This is a genomic window from Mangrovimonas sp. TPBH4 (assembly GCF_001280505.1).
GTDB lineage: Bacteria > Bacteroidota > Bacteroidia > Flavobacteriales > Flavobacteriaceae > Mangrovimonas_A.
In genome coordinates, this window is sequence record NZ_LBIO01000017.1 from 1 (window position 1) to 21,733 (window position 21,733).

The window sequence follows — 21,733 nt, forward strand, 5'->3', positions numbered from 1 at the left end:
AAACATACCTATTCCAAACATATATTTTAGTGTAAAATTTAACTTTCAACTTAAAAATATCTGAAAGAAACTCCTTAAACGTTAATAATCAAAACTTAAGATTGTTAATAAAATTTCTATATTTTAAATTTTACCAATTATACATTTCCAGCTTCTACAGCCTCTCAATCTGAACAAATTTCATTATCTTAATTCTTGATTTTCAGTAAGCTAATAAACCTCAAAACTTAGTTAAAAAACATACTATTATATTCTTGCCTAAGTAACCTTGAGAGAATCGATAAGCAATAAAAACAATGGATAAATTTTATAACATTCGGCACTATGCAATTATCATTACATTAATTCTCACCATTATTTTAACAATAACATGCAAGCGTTCTGAGCCCGAAACCAATCCAAAACAACAAAAGACTGAAGCTTCTGTAATCCCTCTCTCTGAAACCTCCAACCCATCAGATTATTCCAAATTACCTATCAATATCCCAGAGGAAAAATTCAAACCTTTATTGGCTTTTTACAATCAAAAACTCATTGACAACCTCCAAAAGGAACTCTATAACAATCCACAATGGAAACGCCTTATTGAAAGCAAAAAGATGTCTGTTGGCTTAGTAGACCTCAACAATCCCGAAAAACCGCGTTTTGCCTTTCTTAATGGCGATTTAATGATGTATGCCGCTAGCCTTCCCAAGATTGCAGTGCTATTAGCCACCCAAGATGCCCTTGAAAAAGGGGAACTCGAAGAAACCGATGAGATTTTAAACGATATGCGCCTAATGATTAGCAAATCCAACAATCAGGCAACCACTAGACTTATTGACAAGTTGGGCTTTGACAAAATTGAAAGCGTAGTTCGTGGCCCCAAATACCAACTTTATCATGAAGACAAAGGTGGCGGACTTTGGGTAGGCAAACGTTATGCTGCGTCTGGCCCCACCAACAGAGATCCCTTAAAAAATCTGAGCCATGCAGCTTCCGTAACGCAGGTTTGCCGATTTTACTACATGTTGGTTAATGGGAAATTGGTAACTAGGGAACGATCCAAAAAAATGTTGGACATTATGGAAAACCCCGAATTACATCACAAATTTGTAAATACACTGGACAGAATTGCTCCCAATGCTCGCCTCTTTAGAAAATCGGGAACTTGGCAAAATTGGCACGCCGATTCTATTTTGGTTTGGGGTGAAGAAAGAAAATATATTTTAGTAGCTTTGGTAGAGAACAAATTTGGAGAACAGATTATTAGGGATTTAGTCGTTCCTATTGAAGCTGCCATAAAGATGTAATTATGCCCAATACCAAAGGACTCAAAGCCTACCTACTTCGGGTATTTGATATCAATGAAGACGAACTGCAAAAAACTCTGTTGTTGCAGCTCAACATATTTTTGATTGTTACTACACTTCTCATTGTAAAGCCTACCATTAACTCCATATTTTTATCAGAACTTACGGCCAAAGCACTTCCTATAGGCTATATTCTCACGGCCATATTCGCTGTTGTGGGCTCCTATTTTTATGACAAAGCCCTAGAAAACCTACCGCTTATAAAAATTATCACTCGTACCTTTTTGGGCTCTGTACTTACATTGATTTTGTTTGGGATAGCCTTAAATCTTCATCTAGGATTAAGTTACCTACTTTATATCCCCTATGTGTTTATTGCCATTTATGGGCTGTTAACCACCTCACAATTTTGGCTTTTTGCCAACATGCTGTACAATGCCAGAGAAGCCAAACGCGTTTTTGGGTTTATCGGTGCCGGTGCTATCGCTGGAGGAATTGCAGGAGGGTATATCACCTCCCTACTTTCCTTGTTCATGCCCTCGGAAGACCTTTTATTTGTAGCTGCTGGTTTACTATTTTGCTGTATCCCAATTACTCGCTACCTATGGCGCATTGAAATCATCAAACACCATAGCCGTTTTGTGACTCATAAAACTACCCAAAATGGACAGTCTCCCATAAAACTCATCAAGCAATCTCATTTATTATCTTTACTTGGAATAGTCATTGGTATTAGTGTTATTGTTGCCAAGTTGGTAGATTACCAATACAGTCACTATGCTTCGGAGCTCATTGAAGACCCCGAAGAACTCACTGCTTTTTTTGGATTTTGGCTTTCCACACTCAGTGTTATTTCATTAGTCATTCAATTGTTTTTCACCAAACATATTGTTGGAACTTTCGGCGTTGGAAAATCCCTGCTTTGGCTACCAATGGGCATTCTTTTTGGTTCTATATTATTAGTTTTTATTCCAGAGCTTTGGGTCATTGTCATCATAAAAATTGCCGATGGAAGTTTAAAGCAATCCGTCAACAAAGCTGCCACCGAACTCTTGGTCATCCCTATTCCTATTGACATCAAGAAAAAGACAAAAACCTTTATCGACGTGGTTATTGACAGTATCGCTACTGGGGTTGCAGGTTTTCTACTTATTTTCATTATCAACGGGTTACAATTACATCGTATTTATGTAAGCTTGCTCACCATTGCGTTTATTTGTACTTGGATTTATTTTATATTCAAGGTTCGCAAAGCCTATATTCGGGCCTTTCGAAACCTATTGGACACTTCGCATCCTAAAAGCAACAAAGAGGAAGAGCACAAACCAGAACTTCCCGTTACCTCCATTATCAATAGCATTAAACGGGTGTTTGAACAAGGTACGGAATCTCAGATTTTGCACATGCTGAACAGAACCTTGGAACAACCAGACGAACGATTCTTCACTGCAATTAAAGGCCTTCTTAGCCATTCCTCACCAAAAGTAAAGGCCTTGGCCATCGAGAATCTCTACTTTCTAAAAAAGGAAGACTTATCCTCAACCATTGAACCCTTAATGTATGATCCAGACCAAGAACTGACCACCAATGCCTTAAGATATATCATCCACAAAAACAGGAAGCACCCTAAAGCTGTGTTCGAAAAATATGTGAACAGCGAGGACGAATCCATTAAAAATGCATTATTGGTAAGCCTGTCCTTGGAATTCCAACACAAACAGAAACTCCTTCAAAAATTTGAATTTGAAACATGGCTCAACAAAGCCATTGAGGAACATCAAAACAGTAAGGATCCAGTTTACAAAAAAAACAAAATACTGTCTATCTTGGAAGCTATTGGACATTCCAAACTCAAGAAATATGATTATATCCTTAAAACTGAATTTGACAACGAAGATCCTGAAATTGCCAACGCGGCCATTACAAACTTAGGCAACTTCAAGTCCAGAGATTATATAGAAGCCATTGTATCACAATTATCAAGAAAGGACACTAGAACAACAGCCATGCAGGCTCTAAAGGATTATGGTCCCAATATCATTGAGGTTTTGGTTCAAAAAACACTACACAAAGATTTTTCCATAGACGACGCCCATTTTATTCCTCCAGTAATCGAGTCGTTTGCTTCCCAACAAGCTGTCGATGGGCTCATTGAACTTATTGACACCACCGAACATGCCGTGACCATTGCCGCCATCGAATCGTTACAACATTTGAAATGGAAATATCCTTCCCTAAAGATCAAGGATCAATTTGTGGTTGATAAAATTTTGGACGAATGCCATTTGTACCAAAGCACACTTTCTTCCATACACTCGCAAATCATTCTCGATTTTAAGGAAAAAAACAAGCAGAAAGACCACAGCGCTATTGATGATGCTAGACGTGGGCTTATGCGAATTTTGGAACAGCGCTTAGACCGCCAATTACATCGAATATTTAAATTTTTGGGCATTAAATACCCTCCACATGAAATTGAACCAATTCTGGACATTATCATTAACGGTGAAGAAGAACAGCGCACTAATGCTATTGAATTCTTAGACAATGTTTTGGACATGCACCTTAAAAGAGAATTGATTCCTATTGCCGAATCGGTTATCATTACGGATAAGATTTCAGAAGAAATGATTCAAAAACTCAATCTGACCGTTTACAGTGAATCTGAATGCTACAAGGTATTACTGCAAAGACACGACATTAAAATCAAACATGCTGTCCTCTATTTAATTGAAAAAATAAACCAGAAAAAATTCATTCCCTTAGTAGATATTGTATTGAACGACCAAAGTAAAACCGTACGACAGCAAGCTCAAAATATAAGGGAACAATTGCAAGCCCTTCCCTAATTCCGTATGAGAGCATCTATTTTGGAGGCCAACATCAAATGGTCGTAAGCCGAATTTTTGTTGAGCACATTAGACATCAAACAAACCGCATACCTCGAGCCATCGGGCTGCTCTACTATCGCTACCGAATTCATATAGTTATAGACATTACCTTCGTAATCGCCACAACCTGGATTTTTACTTCTGTCGCATTTATAAAAACTCCCCGATTTATAGTAAACTGCCGCACTGTCCAATTTTTTGGAAGCCGCATAGCGGATACGTCTATCCGTTAAATATAACAGGCGTTTCATCTCCAAACTGGAAGCTTTATCAATAAATGCTCCTTTTTCCAGAGCCACCATGTACTTCATCAAACCAATTGGCGTCCCTATACTCCCCCCAGTTCCCGGAATATAGTTTCCGGCTCCGTTGGTAAAAAATTTCCCCAAACGCCATTCATCTTCCGTGATTCCAATATCCCTCAAGGGTTGGTTGACAATTTTAATCGCTAATTCAGAAAGCTCCTTTTTGGGAGTTTCCTTAAAATAGGTTTCAGCTTCGTCAAACGTCAGTTCTGGATATTTATCTTCAAACACATGCATCAACAAGGCTTCACGCCACACCACACTAGCTGCTCCATTATTGCTCACAGACACCATATTATCCAACCACTCATAAAGGGTAAACACATCTTTTTCTGTCACCTTACGCTTTACCATTTTTTTGGTTTCCAGATTATACACAGGCACCGTATGATGATCATAAACCGCCCAACCGCCTCCTGTAATTTCCTTAGCCTTCATTAGGGCGAGCCGCTTTTCAAAATCGTTGGGGTAGACACGACAAAGTCCTTCAAAAAAAGATGCCAATACTACCAATTTCCCCACACTTCCGGGTTGATAGCCTACAGTTTCTCTATGTTGCGCATAACGAACTGGCTGCCCTTTGGTCATGTCCAGAACCGTCAAGGAATAGTTTTTATCCAAGCCTTTAAAAAGGAAATCGACTTTCTTTTGAAGGGTCGCATCCACCACCGGAACACCTAAAAATTCATCTTTCCGATCCAGTAAATTTAATTTAATAGAATCCATCGGATAAAAAGCCCCCGCAGGAATCCGGGTGCTTTCAATTTCTCCACTTTTTACCCGTTCCCAATACACCAAACGTTTAATTCCAGTACGATTATATCCATCAATGGGATAAAATGAAGACAACGAAAGTCCAACAACAATAATGAGAATACCAATGCCAAATCTTAATTTCATAATTTACAGTTTTGTATGGAGTGAAAGTGTTTTTTGCATATCTACATTAGGTGAAATAGACTCTAAATAAGTAGAGCTCTTGGCTCGTTTATTTTCCACGAATGGCCGCACCTGAAACAACCACAGTTTCCCATCCTTAAAACCCAGTTCAACATCGTACGGTCCTTCAATACCCTTGGCCTCCATTTGCTTTACAAGGGTTTTACTGAACCAATTCACCTGTCTTCGAGTTTCCGGATTTACAATGGGCATTTCAAAAGTGGTGACATGCTCCTCGGTTCCTCCAGTTTGTGGTAGCGATTTATAAAAAGGCTCACGCGAAGGAGCAATCAATCGAGAGCCGCCATTGGACTCAATTGCCCAAGTTTCGGCGGCTTGCCCATCCACAGCTCCACCAACCCCCCTACTAAAAGCCACAGTAATCTCATCGGTTTTTCCAGAAGTGACGCCTTTGGTAATCATTACCCCTGAAAAGTCATTATCCACCCCAGGAATCACTACGATAGAAGGATATACATTTTCCGGATTGGTCAAATATTTTTGGCGCCATTTAAAGCTACGTTCTGTGTAAGGCGACGCCCAAACGGTCTTGATTCCTTGAATGATTTTTTCCTTTTCAAGAACATTGAATAAGGTCAAGTTCAAACCTGCACCCGTAAAACTTTTAAGGTCCTCCATATTGGTATCACTTCTCAAGAACACAGGTACACTGCCCAATTCACCTCCCAAAATAGAAGTAAACGAAGTTTCCAAATTATCCACAAAGCTATCCGTCAAGGGCATTTCTATGATCAAGCTTCTCAGTTGGGCCAATTCCTTCAACTGATACGCTTCAACAACTTTGGCCGATTCCCCCTGCTTGCTCATTTCTCGAGCATTTTCAAAAATACTATTCAAATAGTCCCAGTAGGTCTGATCTTTCCCTGGAATGGTCTGTTTCATATGTTCCAAAAACACCCCAAAAGGAATCACAAATCCATTGACCACATGGTCTGGAAAATTTTGTTTCAGCTCCCCCAAATTGGCTGCTTTCGGCCCACAATAAATTCCAGATGATGTGGCATCCACTTCACTTAAACTCATAGTTGTATTCCGATCCAACTTGATTTTTTCCACAGGCACCGTAATCATTTCATGGCTTTGTTCTGTTTTACTAAACAGCTTTCGTTCATCTTCGGTCATGTCACTTTCCGATTTCATGATCACCGTTCCGGAATTGGAAACCGCGTAAAATACTTTTTCGCCTGCATGTTTCTTAAACGAGGCCACATTGGCACTGGAAACTGCAGCATTGGGAATCCCTAAATTTCTAGCCAATAACTGTACATGAGACACGAGGTTCCCTTCGGAAACATTTAAAATTCCCGCCACTGGTTTTAAATCGGATGGTGGCCTTCCAAACACATAAATATTATTGGGATTGACTTCCATATTTTCAGCAGAACCTTCTACTACCACCAATTCCCCAAAGGCATACCCAGGATTCAATCCATGAATATGACTTTGATTGTTAAGATCCAAAACGCGATTGCTCAAAGAGGAAGCTTCGGTGATAAAATTCCCCAACTTTCCAATACTGTTCCCTAAGTACAAAGCCACTGAACCTCTAATCCGGTCGTCCAAAAATCCATGAGCCAAAGGTTCGAACCCTTCGTAAAGCGACACTACGGGCCCAAATACTGCTGCATTCTTTCCCGTTCCCCATTCCAACTGTTGTCTAGCCGCTACCATAAGATCCTGCAACGCTTCCAAAGTGGCTTCATTATTACTTTTTTCAGAAAGAGATACCTGAAGCTGGTCCCATTCCCACAATTCTGTATAACCCGAAGCAGCCGAAGCCATACTGAGATAACAGATTTTATCGGTCAAGGATTTTAAATCTTCCTCTGGATATTCGGCAATTTGTTTGGTGATCAACAATTCCAATTTTAGGGACAAATCGAATAAGGCCAAACGCCCTTGAGCCGAGGATTCTTCCAATATATGTTCCCTAATGTACCACATGGCATCGGCCGAAGCTTCTATAGTTTCGGCAAAGGGAGCAGCGGCATAACCTTCAATAAAGCCATTGAGATATGAGGCAATATCCTTGTTGGTCACCTCTTGTAAATAGGCTGACAAGGAGGCCACCTGCACCGGTTCAAAAAAACGCTGCATGGTCACAAGCAATTCATCCAAATCTTTTTCTAGACTTGGACTAAGCTTGCTTCCCTGACTCTTTTTGAATGCTTCAACCTTTGCGATATCCGACACTTCTGGCTGACCGTGAATTTTGATTCTTAAATTCATAAAAGGCTCATAAGCATCTGCAACCGCCTTGGATTGACTGCGCATAAGTTGCGCCACATTATCATCGCCGGCATGCGGTACATCTTTTATGGCCTGACGCAAAAAGTAAAAATGCTTTTCAATATAACTATCATTGGCGAGCAGCTCATTAAAAAAAGCCTTTCCCCAAGCCTCTTCATCTTCCGCCTGAATAGCACCTCTATAAAATTGCGCCTTTCGATGGATCCATCCATCATCTACAGATTTCAAGTATTTCTCCAGCATATATTGTTTGATTCTGGAATGGTAATTCTCCTTGTCCCAAAAAGCTCCAACATCGGTAGACGCCAAAATCTGTCCCAAATACACATGGCTTTGCTCTCCCAGAGCCACCACCTCTTCTTTGTATCTAGCATGTTGCACGCCTTCTCCCTCACAAGGCTCCTTAGGCATATTGATGGTGCCATCGTCACAAAACCAACGAATATCCCGATATGGCCCTCTAGCGTCAGCTTTGTAAGCCGAAATCATCGATTTGATTTTGGCATTGTCGACAGAGGAAGTGCTAGAATGCTGAGAAAAACTAAAAATGGGAACACAAAGTAAGAAGAAAAGGAGGGCTTTGAACGGCTTCATAGTGTTTCAATTTGATTTACAACTAATTTAGAAAAAATTTACCATAACTACCTGACACTCTTATAAAAAACAAAATCTTTATATCATCGTTTCTTAAAATCCAACCAACTGAAAATATCACTACCTTTAAGACTCCCCTCCTCGCACCACAACTTAAAAGAACCTCCAAAATGAATTTCAAATGAAAACCCTTTTTTTATTAATGTGTTGCCCTATACTATTTTTTACCTGTAAAAAACAACCGTCAAATGAAATTTCGTCTATGAAAACTGTCACCAAAAGTGATTTCACTCACAAAACCATCGTAGATTTATCACACGACTTTTCGAGGGAAACAGTGTATTGGGTGACTGCTAAGGAATTTGAAAAAGATACGGTGTTTATGGGGCCTACCGACAAGGGATATTTCTATTCCGCTTTCAACATAAGTACCGCTGAACATGGTGGCACCCATATTGACGCTCCCATCCATTTCTCAAAAAGCGGCCAATCGGTGGAAGAATTGCCTTTGGAACACCTTATAGGACCCGCCATTAAAATTGATGTTTCTTCCAAAGCACTTCAAAACCCAGATTATCTAATCAGCATTGAAGACCTGACTGATTGGGAAACCAAAGAAGGGAAGTACATCCCTGACGGCAGCATTGTTCTGCTACAAACAGGATTTTCTAAATATTACCCCAACAAACTGCAGTATTTAGGCACCGAAGAACGTGGCGAAGCCGCGGTTGCCAAACTACATTTCCCCGGACTTTCCCCCGAAGCGGCCGAGTGGTTGGTAACCAACAGAAACATTCACGCCATAGGTATTGACACACCTAGCATCGATTACGGGCAATCTCAATATTTTAAAAGCCATGTCATATTGCTCTCCAAAAACATTCCCGCTTTTGAAAACCTCACCAATTTGAATTTACTCCCTTCACAGGGATTTGAAATCATTGCACTCCCAATGAAAATTAAAGGCGGTAGTGGCGCGCCTTTACGAATTGTAGCGCTTTTGAATCCTTAAGGCAACAACATCTGAACCAATACAGGAAAGTGATCTGAAGGATATTGCAGGTTCCAATTATCACTCAAAACCGCATATTTTTCAACAGTGATATTTTTACTGGTAAAAATAAAATCGATACGCTTGGTCACCGGTTCCTCAAAATGGAATCCATTAAAGGTCCCTTCAGGTCCAAAAGCGACCGTAGCGACAGCTTTGGAATCATTCAAACTTTTTGTAATGTATTGAACACTCTCATGTTCTGATTCCATGTTGAAGTCCCCTGATAGAACTACAGGATAATTGTTTTTATTGAGTTCCTTGATTTTTTCAAGAATCAAAATCGCACTGTTTTTTCTGGCCATTTCCCCAACATGATCAAAATGGGTATTGAACATCCAAAACTTCTGTTTGGTGGTTTTGTTTTCAAATAAAGCGTAAGTGCACACACGATTACACACGGCATCCCATCCCATAGAAACTTTGTCTGGCGTTTGGGACAACCAAAATGTGGAGGATTCCAAGACCTTCAATTTGTCTTTTTTATAGAAAATAGCTGAATATTCACCTTCATCCTTACCGTCATCACGACCAACTCCCACATGATTATAGCCCGGCAACAGGCTTTCCATATCTTTCATTTGATTAGGCATCGCTTCCTGAACTCCTAATACGTCTGGCTCATAAAACTTAAGCTGATTGATAAAAAATGGTTTTCGGTTGGCCCAACTATTTTTGCCTTCTTTAGGATAATCCAACTTAATATTATAGCTCATCACTTTTAAGTCTTGTGCCTGTGCAAAAGTCAGGATGAGTAATCCTAATGCGGTAACTATTTTCTTCATCATTCCACAAATATAACATCTGTTTTTTCTGAAATCCCATTTTCATTAAATGCTTCAATACAGAAATAATAAGGGGTATCACGATCTAAGTTTCTCATAAAATGTTTATTGGTATCGTAAACCAACCATGACTGATACAGCTTATCCGGAGCAATTCCCCAACGGATGTTATAACCTTGTGCACCTTCTACAGGATTCCAAGAAAATGCAGCGTCTCTTCTATCCTTTTCACGCTTTACGGTAAATCCATCTACCTTTTTTGGCGACCCTCCTAATCCCAAACCAAATACCCGAAACTCCGACATTGCGAAATTTGCTCCAGGCACTTCCACATTTTTATAACGTACATACTTTGCCGCAACAGGAGTATCCAATACGATATAAGCGTTGGGCGCATCTATATTGCTATTGCTTCTATTTACAACAGTTTGCCATGTTTCACCATCTTCAGAGACTTCAATACTGAAGCGATGTCTCAGCCCCTCTACACGCGTATAAATACCTGTTTCATAGTCATGGAAATTCAGTTGAAGGGCATAAATTTTCCCTGAGTGCAACATCTCTATTTCTATCCATTGCTGATCATCATTGGCTTCGGCTACCCAAAATGTTTTAGGGTTTTCATCGGTTAGTACTTTGGAAAGAATTGCTTGGTTCGCATTTTTTTCCAGTGCTAATTCCGTTACGGTCACCTCATCATCATTTGAGGTGAATTTCATGATTTGCTTCAAAGACGAGGACACTGTTACGTTTCCTTTATACGACAGTAACATCCAACCATTATGTTGCCCTGCTTTTGTAGGATGATTAGGTGCAAACCTTGGGTAGTCTCCATATTCTGTATTGGAATACATCAACCCTTCATCATCAAAATAAGTTGGAAACATACACAAACGGCGTTCCCATTGGGCATTGGAAGCTAGTGCCATGGTTGCAAAATGCCAGTATTGCCCATTAGTTTGCTTAACAGTAATACCATGCCCTGCTCCATTTGTAAAACCACCAGGTTTAAAACTCATAGGGTTATTCTTCATATAAGTAAATGGGCCAAGCGGTGTATCTCCAATATACACACCATCCGCATAGACATTAAACTGCGTTCCGGGTGCGGCATACTGCAAATAGTATTTTCCGTTGTGTTTGGTCATGGAGGCACCCTCCATATACCCTTCTTTCAAGGTTGGATGAAAATTGTTTTCACCAAAACGTTCCCAACCATGCTCTTCTTCAACCAGGTTGATCAAATCCTTTTTCACTCCCGTTTCCAAAAAACGATCATCCTTGTTCAACATTTTCACATGAAGCGGATACACGTTGGAAGACCCCCAATACAAATAGGTTTTACCATCATCATCGATGAACAATTCCGAATCCTGAATGTTATTGGAAATAGAAGGTGTAGGCGTCCAAGTGCCTTTTTTAGGATCGTCTGTATACAGGATACTGCCGTAACCTGCTGGATCACCTGCAAAATACACCAAGGAATCTTTATAATTAAAGGCAGTTGGCGCATTGCAACCTTCAAAGAACCACTGTTGCGGCTTGATGAAATCCCAATTCACCAAATCCTTGGAATGCCAATACCCAAATGATCGCGTTACGAACATATAGTATTCGCCACGAAATTCAATCACCGCAGGATCGGCTCCAGAACGATAGGATAAATTTCTACTGGAATTGTAAACCATATAGGTATAGTCAATATCCAAGGGATTGCAATAGGTTTGACTTTCTCCCTTTTGTTCATTTTTTTCAATTGGCACAGCTTCCTGAACGGTTTCTTGTTTCTTTTCAGAATTACAGGATACCAACAGCATCAAGGCCAATAACAGTATTCCAATATGTTTCATAGCTTATAATTTTGTATCTTTTTCTGTTATAGGGTCATAGGAAATTCCTGTATTACCTCGTAAACGCTCGAATTGTTTGTAAGCACGCTCCACCTTCTCTTTTGGAGCTTGCTCCAACTCCTTTTCCGTTACTTGATATTGTGCTTCCAATTCCGCTAGGCGCTTTCTTAATTGGGATTCAATGTCGTCGTATTCAGGGTTCTCAATTTGATTGTGAATTTCCTTAGGATCCTCTTCCAAATCATATAATTCCCATGTATCGATATCATCATAAAAATGCATCAGCTTATACCGATTGGTTCGGATGCCATAATGCTTTTTCACCATGTGAAATGCTGGATAATCGTAATAATGATAATAAACAGCATCTCTAAATTCGGTATCTGCTATGGTATTTTCCAATAATGGGCGAAGTGATTTCCCTTGCATATCTTCAGGGATGTCTACCCCTGCATAATCCAAAAATGTCTCGGCAAAATCCAAGTTTTGAGTCAAGGCAGTTATTTCACTCCCTTCCTTAATATGGTCTGGATATTTTACCAATAAGGGCATTGCTAGCGATTCCTCATACATGTAACGCTTATCAAACCAGCCTTTTTCTCCTAGATAAAACCCTTGATCTGTAGTGTAAATCACGATGGTATTTTTATCAAACCCCGTTTCCTTTAAATAATCCAACACACGACCCACACCTTCATCCACGGATGCTATGGTTGCCAAATACTCCTGAAGATAGCGTTGTCCTTTCCATTCAGCCAAGTCTCTTCCCGATAAATGAGCATCGTGAAAAGCATCATTTTTTGCTTGATAAGCCTTATCCCATGCAGCACGTTGCTCTGCTGTCATTCTATCAAAATCTGCCGTCCAAGGGTTCCATGCCAATTCTGGACTTCCCTTTTCCTTGGTCATTTTTAGGTCATGACCTTCATACATATCCTTATAAATGGTTTGCAATTGCAGCTTGGACCCCAAGGAGCCTTCGTGAGCTGTAAAATAGGTGTCGGGCAATGGAAATTGAACAGAATCAAACTTATTGGCATGTCGCAGGGCAGGCATCCAGTTTCGGTGGGGTGCCTTATGTTGCAACATGAGCATAAACGGTTGATTGCTGGCCTTCATTCTGTTTAAATATGCCAAACCTTCTTCGGTGATAATATCTGTGGCATAGCCTTGAATCCTTGTCGTATCAACCCTTTTGGTGTTTTTATTGACTGAAATAAAATCAGGGTTGTAGTAATTGCCTTGATCTGTTAAAATATTCCAATAGTCAAATCCCTCAGGATTCCCGTGCAAATGCCACTTTCCAATAACTGCTGTATTATAACCAGCCTTTTGCAATAGTTTAGGAAATGTTTGTTGGCCGCCATCAAACTGCTCGCCGTTCATTCTGAAACCATTGACATGACTGAATTTCCCTGTCAACACCACTGCCCTACTAGGTCCACAAATGGAATTGGTACAAAAGTTATTTTTAAACAATACCCCCTCTTCGGCAATACGATCGATGTTAGGCGTTGGCGCCAATTGGCTTATGGGATGCCCATACGCACTTATGGCTTGCTCCGCATGATCATCGGCCATGATGTATACAATATTGGGTCTTTTATCTTCTTGGATAAATTCATTTTGCTCTTCCTTTTCCTTACAAGATTGCAGCACGAAAAGAACACAAGCTATATATGTTAAATATCTCATGGTGTTTTGGTTTTAATAATTGTTGTTTGAATGACTTCGTTATTCAAAACTGTACTTTCAAAAAAGGAAAAGACCTTATCGAGATCCTCAAATGGAATGGCGGATATCTCATGCCTTCCGCCTTTAACTATATTGAAATAAAAAGGCGTTTCTAAAGTTTCTAACTTTTCCACAATCACTTCAGCCCCATCCAATAATAGATAGCCAGGTTGTTCAGGAGCGCAATAATGATGTGGCGCAGATGAAAAAGGAACCAAATCGTCATCGGTTCCATGATAAAACACACTGGGAACTGCATTTGATTTTGTGATATACTCAGCATTCATCACAGCGCCCGCACAGGAAAACATCCCTGCAAAAGTGACTGCTTTATAATTTTCCAATCCGTCCGTAAAATACTCTCGCATAAACACTGCATTCAAGGTGGCTTCCGCGCCCGCACTACTGCCCCCGGAAATAATATAATTGGTATTCACATGCAATTTCTCAGCATGATCCACCACATATTTAGCCGCATCGAGATAATCGATAGCCGCCTGTTTGAATACGTTCATTTTCTCCTCTTTAGGACAATCGCAGCCAAACCCTATTTTGGTACCTTTTCTTAACAATCTATAGGAAATGGAAATACCTATGTAGCCATTTTGAGCTGCGTATTCACAAAGCTGGGCATCGTCCTTAAAATCACGCGCGCCACCTACAAAACCTCCCCCATGCATCCATAACAAAGTTGGAAGTTTATCTCCAGATTTGATATTTTTTGGTGTATAAACATCCATTTTTAAAGTATCGTCTCCTTTTATGGCATAGGTATAAGTGTTTTTTACCTGAGCCGAAAACGGTAAAGCGAGCAATAAAAAACAGAATGTGATAAAATGTTTCATTTAGTTTATTTTTTCAATTAACACACCACTAATAACAGGCGTCCCTTCCACAGGATTCAAAGAAACCGTCAAGCCTTGATTATTGTTGATTTCCAAAGTCGAGGTCAATGTAATACCATATTTTTCAGGATAGGTTTGAGCCATATTAAATCCTTTTTCTATTAATTCATCATTTAAATACACATCAAAAACGCGTTGTTGTTTTTGGGTTTCTTCCCTTGATTTCGATAAATTATAAATGTTTTCCGAAGGTTTAATTTGGGGTTCAACAAAGAATAATTTCACTCTGTAATTGCCATTTGAAAGATCCACTTTATAAGAAGAACACCCCTCCAACATAGTTTGAAACAAAGGTTCGGAAGTCGTGTTTCGGATGTTGTGCGGCATACCTTGATTTTTGTCTTTGGTCATCCCATAGGCCTTTCCGTCTACATAACCATATTCACCATTTACATATTCCTGATCAGGAACAAAAGTGATTTGTTGTGCTTCGTCTGTAAAGAAAAAATGAGCTCCCATATTGATTCCAAAACGATCGAAACCTTCAAAATTCAACGAGCTTGCTTTCACCACTTCAATACATTCCACTTCTTCTCTATTTTCTGAAACAACCATTATGCAATTCGTTCCATTTACAAAAGGCATTTCCATGTCAGCAATACCATCCGCAAAAGCAAAATCTTTAAGTTTTTTGTCATTGAGATATACTGTTGCATTTGATTGGTTGCCATATATTTTTACTGGATAGGTGTTTTCTCCAATTAAGGTCAAACCAGATAAATTGGTTGCCGCAATATGTAGAAACGGTTCGGCATCATCTAGCACAGACTTATACCAATAAAAAATATCCTTAGGTGTTCTGTCATACTGTACCAATCCTTTTTGGTTGACATGTGGAATGGCATCACCTCGAAACTCGGAGCCAAAATCGGAAAAATTCCATGCCGTCATCCCTGTCATAAAAGGTCGCTTTTTTATTTGCTGCACATAAGATTGGTGCAATTTCAACTGATAATCTATTGAAAAATCAAACTTTTTTGGGGTCTGTGTGTAAATCCGAACATCGGCTCCTGGACCGTATTCAGACAATAACATGGAGCGCTTTGGAAATCTTCGTTGCTGGTTATCCAAAAAAGTACCTAACCCTTCAATTTCGGCATCGTACCATCCAAAATATAGATTCCAACCCAGAATCATTGGCAAGTCGGCAATACCAGTTTCATTATATACTTCATTCAAATGACAGGCCATAACCGTAAGGTGATTGGGAGCCATATCTCTCGTTAAGTTTTCCAATTGCTGAGCCAGATCCAACGTGATTTTTTTTAGTTGGTTCTTTTCTTCTTCCGAAGATTTTCCGTCGAAAGCCAATCTCAAAAAGATCTCATTCATATACCCAAACATCACTACCGAAGGGAAATTGTAATACTGTTTGATATGCTCCTTTTGCATACTGATAGACGTTTCAAAAAACGCTTTGGAATCCGTAACTTTATTCACAATAGGAATTTCCGTCCAGACCAAAATCCCAAGTTTGTCACACATTTCATATAATTCTCGACTATGAGGATAATGGGCAAACCTAATGACATTTGCCCCCATATTTTTAATGAGCTCGATGTCCTTTTTCTGAAGTTCTAAAGGAACCGCATTTCCATAACCTTTATAATCCTGATGACGATTAACTCCTATAAGTTTGATGGGTTTGCCGTTTAAAAAGAATCCTTTTTCAGAATCTACAGAAACCCAACGAAACCCCACATTGGTCCACTTATAATCCAAGACATTTTCCTGCTCGTCCAATAATGTTAATTTCAAACGGTACAAATACGGAATTTCTGGAGACCACAATTTGGGATTAAAGATCTCGGGCAGTTTTATTTTGAATTCGTTGGAAGTTCCCGAATGCAACTTTAAAGATTCTGTTCTCGACTTAAGATTATTGCCTTCTGAATCCAAAAGTTCCAATTTTAGTTGAACCTGCGTTTTGGCAGTAGCTAAGTTTTCCAAAATAGCGGTTACTTCAATCCCCGCCTTTTCTTCCGAAACATGCTTATAATTCACATAAAATCCATCCGAAGCAAAATCCGTGACACTAAAATGTTGCTTGGGTAACGTAATGAGTTCTACGTCCCTGTAAATACCACCATAAAACGTAAAGTCGGCATCCAAAGGCGGAATGTTTTCATTGTGGGAATTATCAACAACAACTTCAATCAAGTTGTAAGCATCGTAATTTAGAAAGGAGGTAATATTGAAACTAAAGGCTGTATACCCTCCTTTGTGATTGCCTACATTTTTTCCATTCACATATACCGTTGCCTCTTGGTTGACTGCATTAAATTTTAAGTAATGAATCTTTTCATTGTCTTCCGAAGCAATAAAAACCTGCTTTTTATAGTACCCCAAACCTCTTCGGTAGCCAGGCTGGTCATCAAACGCATCCTCCAAATTCCAGGTGTGCGGAATGTTTACCGATTGCCACTCAACCTTATCTTCGGAATATTGCCAACCGCTATTTATCGTTTTGGTTTGCCCAAGAATTTCAACACTACTTCCTATGAGAAAAACCAGAAAAAGAATAATCTTATTTTTAATTGGGATGGGCATGAATCTACTTTCAATCAATTAGTTCAAACTCGTTTTCAAATTTAAAATCCGAGCTCGGGGCAATGGCTATTTCAAACGCTCCAGGCTCCACACCATAAACCATGCCGCTGTTATAAAACTTTAAATCGTCTGTTGAAATCGTAAACGAAACAGTTTGGCTTTCTCCCTTTTTCAAAAAGATTTTTTGAAACCCTTTGAGCTCTTTTACAGGCCTGGTCACGCTTCCTACTTTGTCATGGACATACAATTGTACTATTTCATGACCATCTTTCTTTCCTGTATTTGTAACCATTACCGAAGCCGTAATATTCCCTGAATTGATCAATTTATTGGAACTCAATTTGAAATTGGAATACGTAAACGTTGTATAGCTCAAACCATGTCCAAAAACGAACAAAGGCGAATTTGGAGCATCGATGTAATTACTTTTATAATCTTCGCCCGGGTTGCTTTCGGGAATTGGTCTTCCCGTATTTTTCATGTTGTAGTAAATAGGTACTTGTCCAACATTTCTGGGAAAAGTCACCGTTAATTTTCCCGATGGGTTATAGGTTCCAAACAACACATCTGCTATTCCAGCGCCGCCCATGGTTCCTGGAAACCAAACTTCCAAAATGGCATCCACCAAATCCACTTCATCTGAGAGGTTTATTGGTCTTCCATTCATCAACACCAAAGTGATTTTCTTATTGGGATTGGCTTCTCTGATTTTTCGAATGAGCTGAGGCTGAATTCCAGGAATTTTCAAATTGGTCCTTGAAGCGGCTTCCCCACTCATGTGGTGTCCTTCCCCCATCACCAACACAACTTCATCTGCCTTTTTGGAAACTGAAACTGCCTCTTCAAAACCAGAAGTATCTGCTTTTAAAATCTCACAGCCTTTGGCATACAAAATTTGATTCGGTTTCAAATACTCCGAAATCCCTTCAAAGACACTTACCGCTTTTCCCTGCCTATCACCTTTGGCGGCCCAATTGCCAAGAATATCGTATTCATCCTTTACCAACGGACCTATAAAAGCAATCTTCTTTGTGCTTGTTGAAAGTGGCAAGGCACTATTTTTATTCTGAAGCAACACCGATGAAGCCGCTGCAATTTCTCTGGCTTTGTTTAAAAATTCTGGTTTGTACTTAGTAGTTTCCTCTCGTTGTTCATCAATATATAGATAAGGATCGTCAAAAAGCCCCAATTTAAATTTGGCCAACAAAATACGTCGACACGCATCGTCTATATAAGCTTCGGACACTTTTCCTTCTTCTACCAATTCCTTTAAATAATCCTTATAAACACCTCCCATCATGTCCATATCTACGCCTGCGTTCATACCAATTCTGGCCGCATCCTTATCATCTTTAGCAAATCCATGAGGAACCATTTCGTTGATGGAAGTATAATCGGAAACCACAAAACCTTTAAAGTCCCACTCTCCCCTAAGAATGTCCCTTAAGGTGAATTTATTTCCGGAAGTTGGCACCCCGTTTAATTCGTTGAATGCCGACATAAAGGTTTCAACACCTGCATCTACAGTTGCCTTAAATGGAGGAAGGAACACGTTACGCAACTCCCCTTCTCCCATATTCACCGTATGGTAATCCCGGCCTGCTTGGGCAGCGCCATAGGCCACATAATGCTTGGCACAAGCCAAAATGGTATTGGATTTAGATAAGTCGTCACCTTGATATCCCTTGACATAGGCTTTCGCTATTTCACTTCCCAAAAAGACATCTTCTCCTGCTCCTTCAGAAATGCGCCCCCAACGCGGCTCTCTGGACACATCAACCATAGGCGAAAAAGTCCAATGCAAACCTTCCGCCGAAGCTTCTTCAGCAGCAATACGACAACTTTCTTCAATCAAGTTTAAATCCCAGGTCGCCGACATACCTAAATTAATTGGAAAAATGGTGCGATGCCCATGAATGACATCATAACCAAACAATAATGGAATCCCCAAACGGGATTCTTCCACCGCAACTTTTTGAAGGTCGCGAGTGCCCTTTACTGTAAAAGCATTCAGCATACCGCCCAAGTTACCTTCCCGAATCAACTTCCCATTATCCGTACCAACAATAGGACCTGTTTGGTCCCAACTTCCACCGTACATTACCGTTTGACCTATCTTTTCCTGAAGCGTCATAAGCTTCATTAAGGAGTCTACTTGAGCCTCGTAATTTTGAGAAAAAGCCAAACAAGGCACCATGAACCATGCAATAAACTGTATCTTAAATATCATCTATAAATTATTTTGCCAGTTCAAATTCCTTCATCATCTCTGTTGTTGAATCCGTGCCAACAAACACTTGGAAAGTTCCCGGTTCGGCCACAAAATCCAAATCCGAATTATAGAATTTCAAATCCTCTACAGTTAGTTTGAAGTTTACTGTTTTGGTTTCTCCCTTTTTCAGCTCAATCTTTTGGAAGCCTTTCAATTCCTTAACCGGTCTTGTTACAGACCCAACCAAATCACGGATGTAAAGCTGCACTACTTCCTTTCCATCATAATCTCCAGAGTTGGTTACGTCTACCGAAACGTTCAAAGTTCCATCCATTGCCAGACTTGTTGCACTTATGTTGAAATTACTGTAGTCAAACTTGGTATAACTTAAACCGTAACCAAAAGGATACAATGGTTCATTGCGAACATCTAAATAGTTACTGCGGAATTTTTCAAATTTCCCTTCTTTATTGCTTAAAGGTCGTCCCGTATTTTTATGGTTGTAGAAAATTGGCACCTGACCAACATTCATTGGGAAAGTCGCCGTTAACTTACCTGAAGGGTTCACATCTCCAAACAACACGTCGGAAATTGCCAATCCTGCTTCACTACCAGGGAACCATACATTCAAGATTGCAGGCACTTTTTCATTTTCTTCAACAATTGCCAACGGACGCCCCGTAAAAAGCACCATAACCACAGGCTTTCCTGTTTGCAATAAGGCATCCAACAAATCTCTTTGCACCTGCGGAATTTGAAGGTTCGTCACGCTACTGCTTTCCCCACTCAATTCGGCAGACTCCCCTATAGCAGCCACAATAACATCGGCTTTGGCCGCTACCGCCAGAGCTTCATTTAATAATTCCTTGTCACTTCTATTATCTCGAGGAATTTCCTTCCCAAACATGGTAATGCGTTTTTCATAGTCCACATCATAATCTACATTACTTCCTTTGGCATAGAGAATATTGGCTTGGTCACCAACCACGGTTTTCAGCCCCTCCAAAACGGGATTGGATTTGTCCTGTTTGGTTGCCACACTCCAAGTTCCCGCCATATTAACAGCGGTATTGGCCAAAGGCCCGATAAGGGCAATTGTTCCCGATTTTTTCAGAGGCAATACATTATTGTCGTTTTTAAGGAGTACCATTGATTCGGCAGATACCTTCCTGGCAAAAGCTCTGTTTTGATTGGTGAACACGTCTTTTTTAGGGCGTTCCAAATCGCAATATTTATAGGGATCATCAAACAAACCAAGTTTGAACTTAGCCGTCAAGATGCGCTTTACTGCAGTGTCAATATCTTCCATAGACACTTTCCCTTCATCCAAGGATTTTTTTAGCGTTCCCGATAAGCCTTCACCCACCATATCCATATCGATACCTGCTTTGAGTGCCAAAGCCGAAACTTGCTGTAAATTTCCCATACCATGATCTATCATTTCAGGAATTCCTGTATAATCGGTTACAACAAAACCATTAAAACCCCAATCGTGTCGCAATAAATCGGTCATCAACCACTTATTCCCAGTGGCAGGAATGCCATCAACTTCATTGAATGAAGCCATCACCGACCCTACACCGGCATCTACAGCCGCCTTATAAGGCGGAAAATACTCGTTGTACATGCGAATATGGCTCATATCTACCGTATTGTAATCCCGACCTGCTTCTGGCGCTCCATACAAGGCAAAGTGTTTCACACAGGCCATCATGGTATTGTTCGAAGTTAAATCATCTCCTTGGTACCCTTCTACCATGGCTTTTGCAATTTCACTAGCCAAATAAGGATCTTCTCCATTTCCTTCGGAAACCCTCCCCCAACGTGGATCTCTCGAAATATCCACCATAGGCGAAAAAGTCCAGTTAATCCCATCTGCTGTGGCTTCCTGAGCCGCCATTTGAGCCGTTTTTTTGATCATGTCCATATCCCAAGAGGCTGATAATCCCAATGGAATTGGAAACGTAGTTTCGTAACCGTGAATCACATCCATTCCAAAAATCAACGGGATTTTCAAACGGCTTTTTTCAACCGCAATACGTTGGACTTCCCTTATTTTTTCAACGGACTTAATGTTGAATAAACCTCCGACTTGGCCTTGTTCTATCTTTTGAGCGATATTGGAACTTTGGGCCTGACCCGTGGTAATATCTCCAGAGGAAGGCAAGTTCAATTGCCCTAGTTTTTCTTCCAAGGTCATTAACCCCAAAACAGAATCCACTTGGAATTCAAAAGGGTTCTTCTGGGAGGCATTGAAACTATTTTTAGTTTTAGCTTCCTGTTCGCAACTTAGTAATGACACTACAAAAACTCCCGTCGCAATTGCTTTTAGTGTGGTTGATAATGTTTTCATG

12 protein-coding genes are annotated in these 21,733 nt (G+C 40.1%); 3 read left to right on the plus strand and 9 right to left on the minus strand.

Translation table 11 applies throughout. The features are described 5' to 3' along the window. Positions 1-296: 296 nt before the first annotated feature. A complete protein-coding gene (locus ZA05_RS00215) occupies positions 297-1,292 on the plus strand; it encodes a serine hydrolase (RefSeq protein ID WP_082333624.1) in 996 nt (331 codons plus the stop codon). 2 nt (positions 1,293-1,294) lie between these two features. Beyond that, the gene (locus ZA05_RS00220; protein WP_053989857.1) at positions 1,295-4,141 is read left to right on the plus strand and encodes an Npt1/Npt2 family nucleotide transporter; all 2,847 of its coding nucleotides are present in this window, start codon (positions 1,295-1,297) and stop codon (positions 4,139-4,141) included. Here ZA05_RS00220 and ZA05_RS00225 read toward each other — a convergent pair. Both ZA05_RS00225 and ZA05_RS00230 read right to left on the minus strand, forming a co-directional pair. Beyond that, on the minus strand, positions 4,138-5,388 hold the full coding sequence (locus tag ZA05_RS00225) for a serine hydrolase (protein WP_053989858.1): 1,251 nt from the start codon (positions 5,386-5,388) through the stop codon (positions 4,138-4,140). The genes ZA05_RS00220 and ZA05_RS00225 overlap by 4 nt on opposite strands. A 3-nt stretch (positions 5,389-5,391) precedes the next feature. Then, positions 5,392-8,292: a PEP/pyruvate-binding domain-containing protein gene (locus ZA05_RS00230; RefSeq protein WP_053989859.1), complete on the minus strand. Its 2,901-nt coding sequence runs from the start codon at positions 8,290-8,292 to the stop codon at positions 5,392-5,394. A gap of 262 nt (positions 8,293-8,554) precedes the next feature. On the opposite strand from ZA05_RS00230, the gene ZA05_RS00235 reads away from it, so the two are divergent. Beyond that, positions 8,555-9,304, plus strand: a complete 750-nt coding sequence (locus ZA05_RS00235; protein ID WP_157514469.1) for a cyclase family protein — start codon at positions 8,555-8,557, stop codon at positions 9,302-9,304. On the opposite strand, the gene ZA05_RS00240 is transcribed toward ZA05_RS00235, so the two are convergent. From ZA05_RS00240 to bglX, 7 genes are read right to left on the minus strand one after another with little or no spacing between them, the layout of a single operon-like run. Continuing rightward, a complete protein-coding gene (locus tag ZA05_RS00240) occupies positions 9,301-10,131 on the minus strand; it encodes an endonuclease/exonuclease/phosphatase family protein (RefSeq protein ID WP_082333625.1) in 831 nt (276 codons plus the stop codon). The genes ZA05_RS00235 and ZA05_RS00240 overlap by 4 nt on opposite strands. Continuing rightward, positions 10,128-11,978 carry a family 43 glycosylhydrolase gene (locus ZA05_RS00245; RefSeq protein ID WP_053989861.1) on the minus strand — a complete coding sequence of 617 codons (1,851 nt, stop codon included), beginning with the start codon at positions 11,976-11,978 and terminating at the stop codon, positions 10,128-10,130. Before ZA05_RS00245 ends, ZA05_RS00240 begins: the two co-directional genes overlap by 4 nt. A 3-nt stretch (positions 11,979-11,981) precedes the next feature. Then, positions 11,982-13,673: a sulfatase gene (locus tag ZA05_RS00250; protein ID WP_053989862.1), complete on the minus strand. Its 1,692-nt coding sequence runs from the start codon at positions 13,671-13,673 to the stop codon at positions 11,982-11,984. Then, entirely contained in the window at positions 13,670-14,557 is an 888-nt protein-coding gene (locus tag ZA05_RS00255; RefSeq protein ID WP_053989863.1) for an alpha/beta hydrolase, read from the minus strand. The genes ZA05_RS00250 and ZA05_RS00255 overlap by 4 nt, the downstream gene beginning before the upstream one ends. After that, positions 14,558-17,167: a glycoside hydrolase family 2 gene (locus ZA05_RS00260; protein ID WP_053989864.1), complete on the minus strand. Its 2,610-nt coding sequence runs from the start codon at positions 17,165-17,167 to the stop codon at positions 14,558-14,560. 10 nt (positions 17,168-17,177) lie between these two features. Continuing rightward, the gene (locus tag ZA05_RS00265; RefSeq protein ID WP_197276024.1) at positions 17,178-19,397 is read right to left on the minus strand and encodes a glycoside hydrolase family 3 N-terminal domain-containing protein; all 2,220 of its coding nucleotides are present in this window, start codon (positions 19,395-19,397) and stop codon (positions 17,178-17,180) included. Positions 19,398-19,404: 7 nt separating this feature from the next. Continuing rightward, positions 19,405-21,732, minus strand: coding sequence for a beta-glucosidase BglX (gene bglX, locus ZA05_RS00270; RefSeq protein WP_053989865.1), 2,328 nt, complete (start codon positions 21,730-21,732; stop codon positions 19,405-19,407). Position 21,733 lies beyond the last annotated feature (1 nt).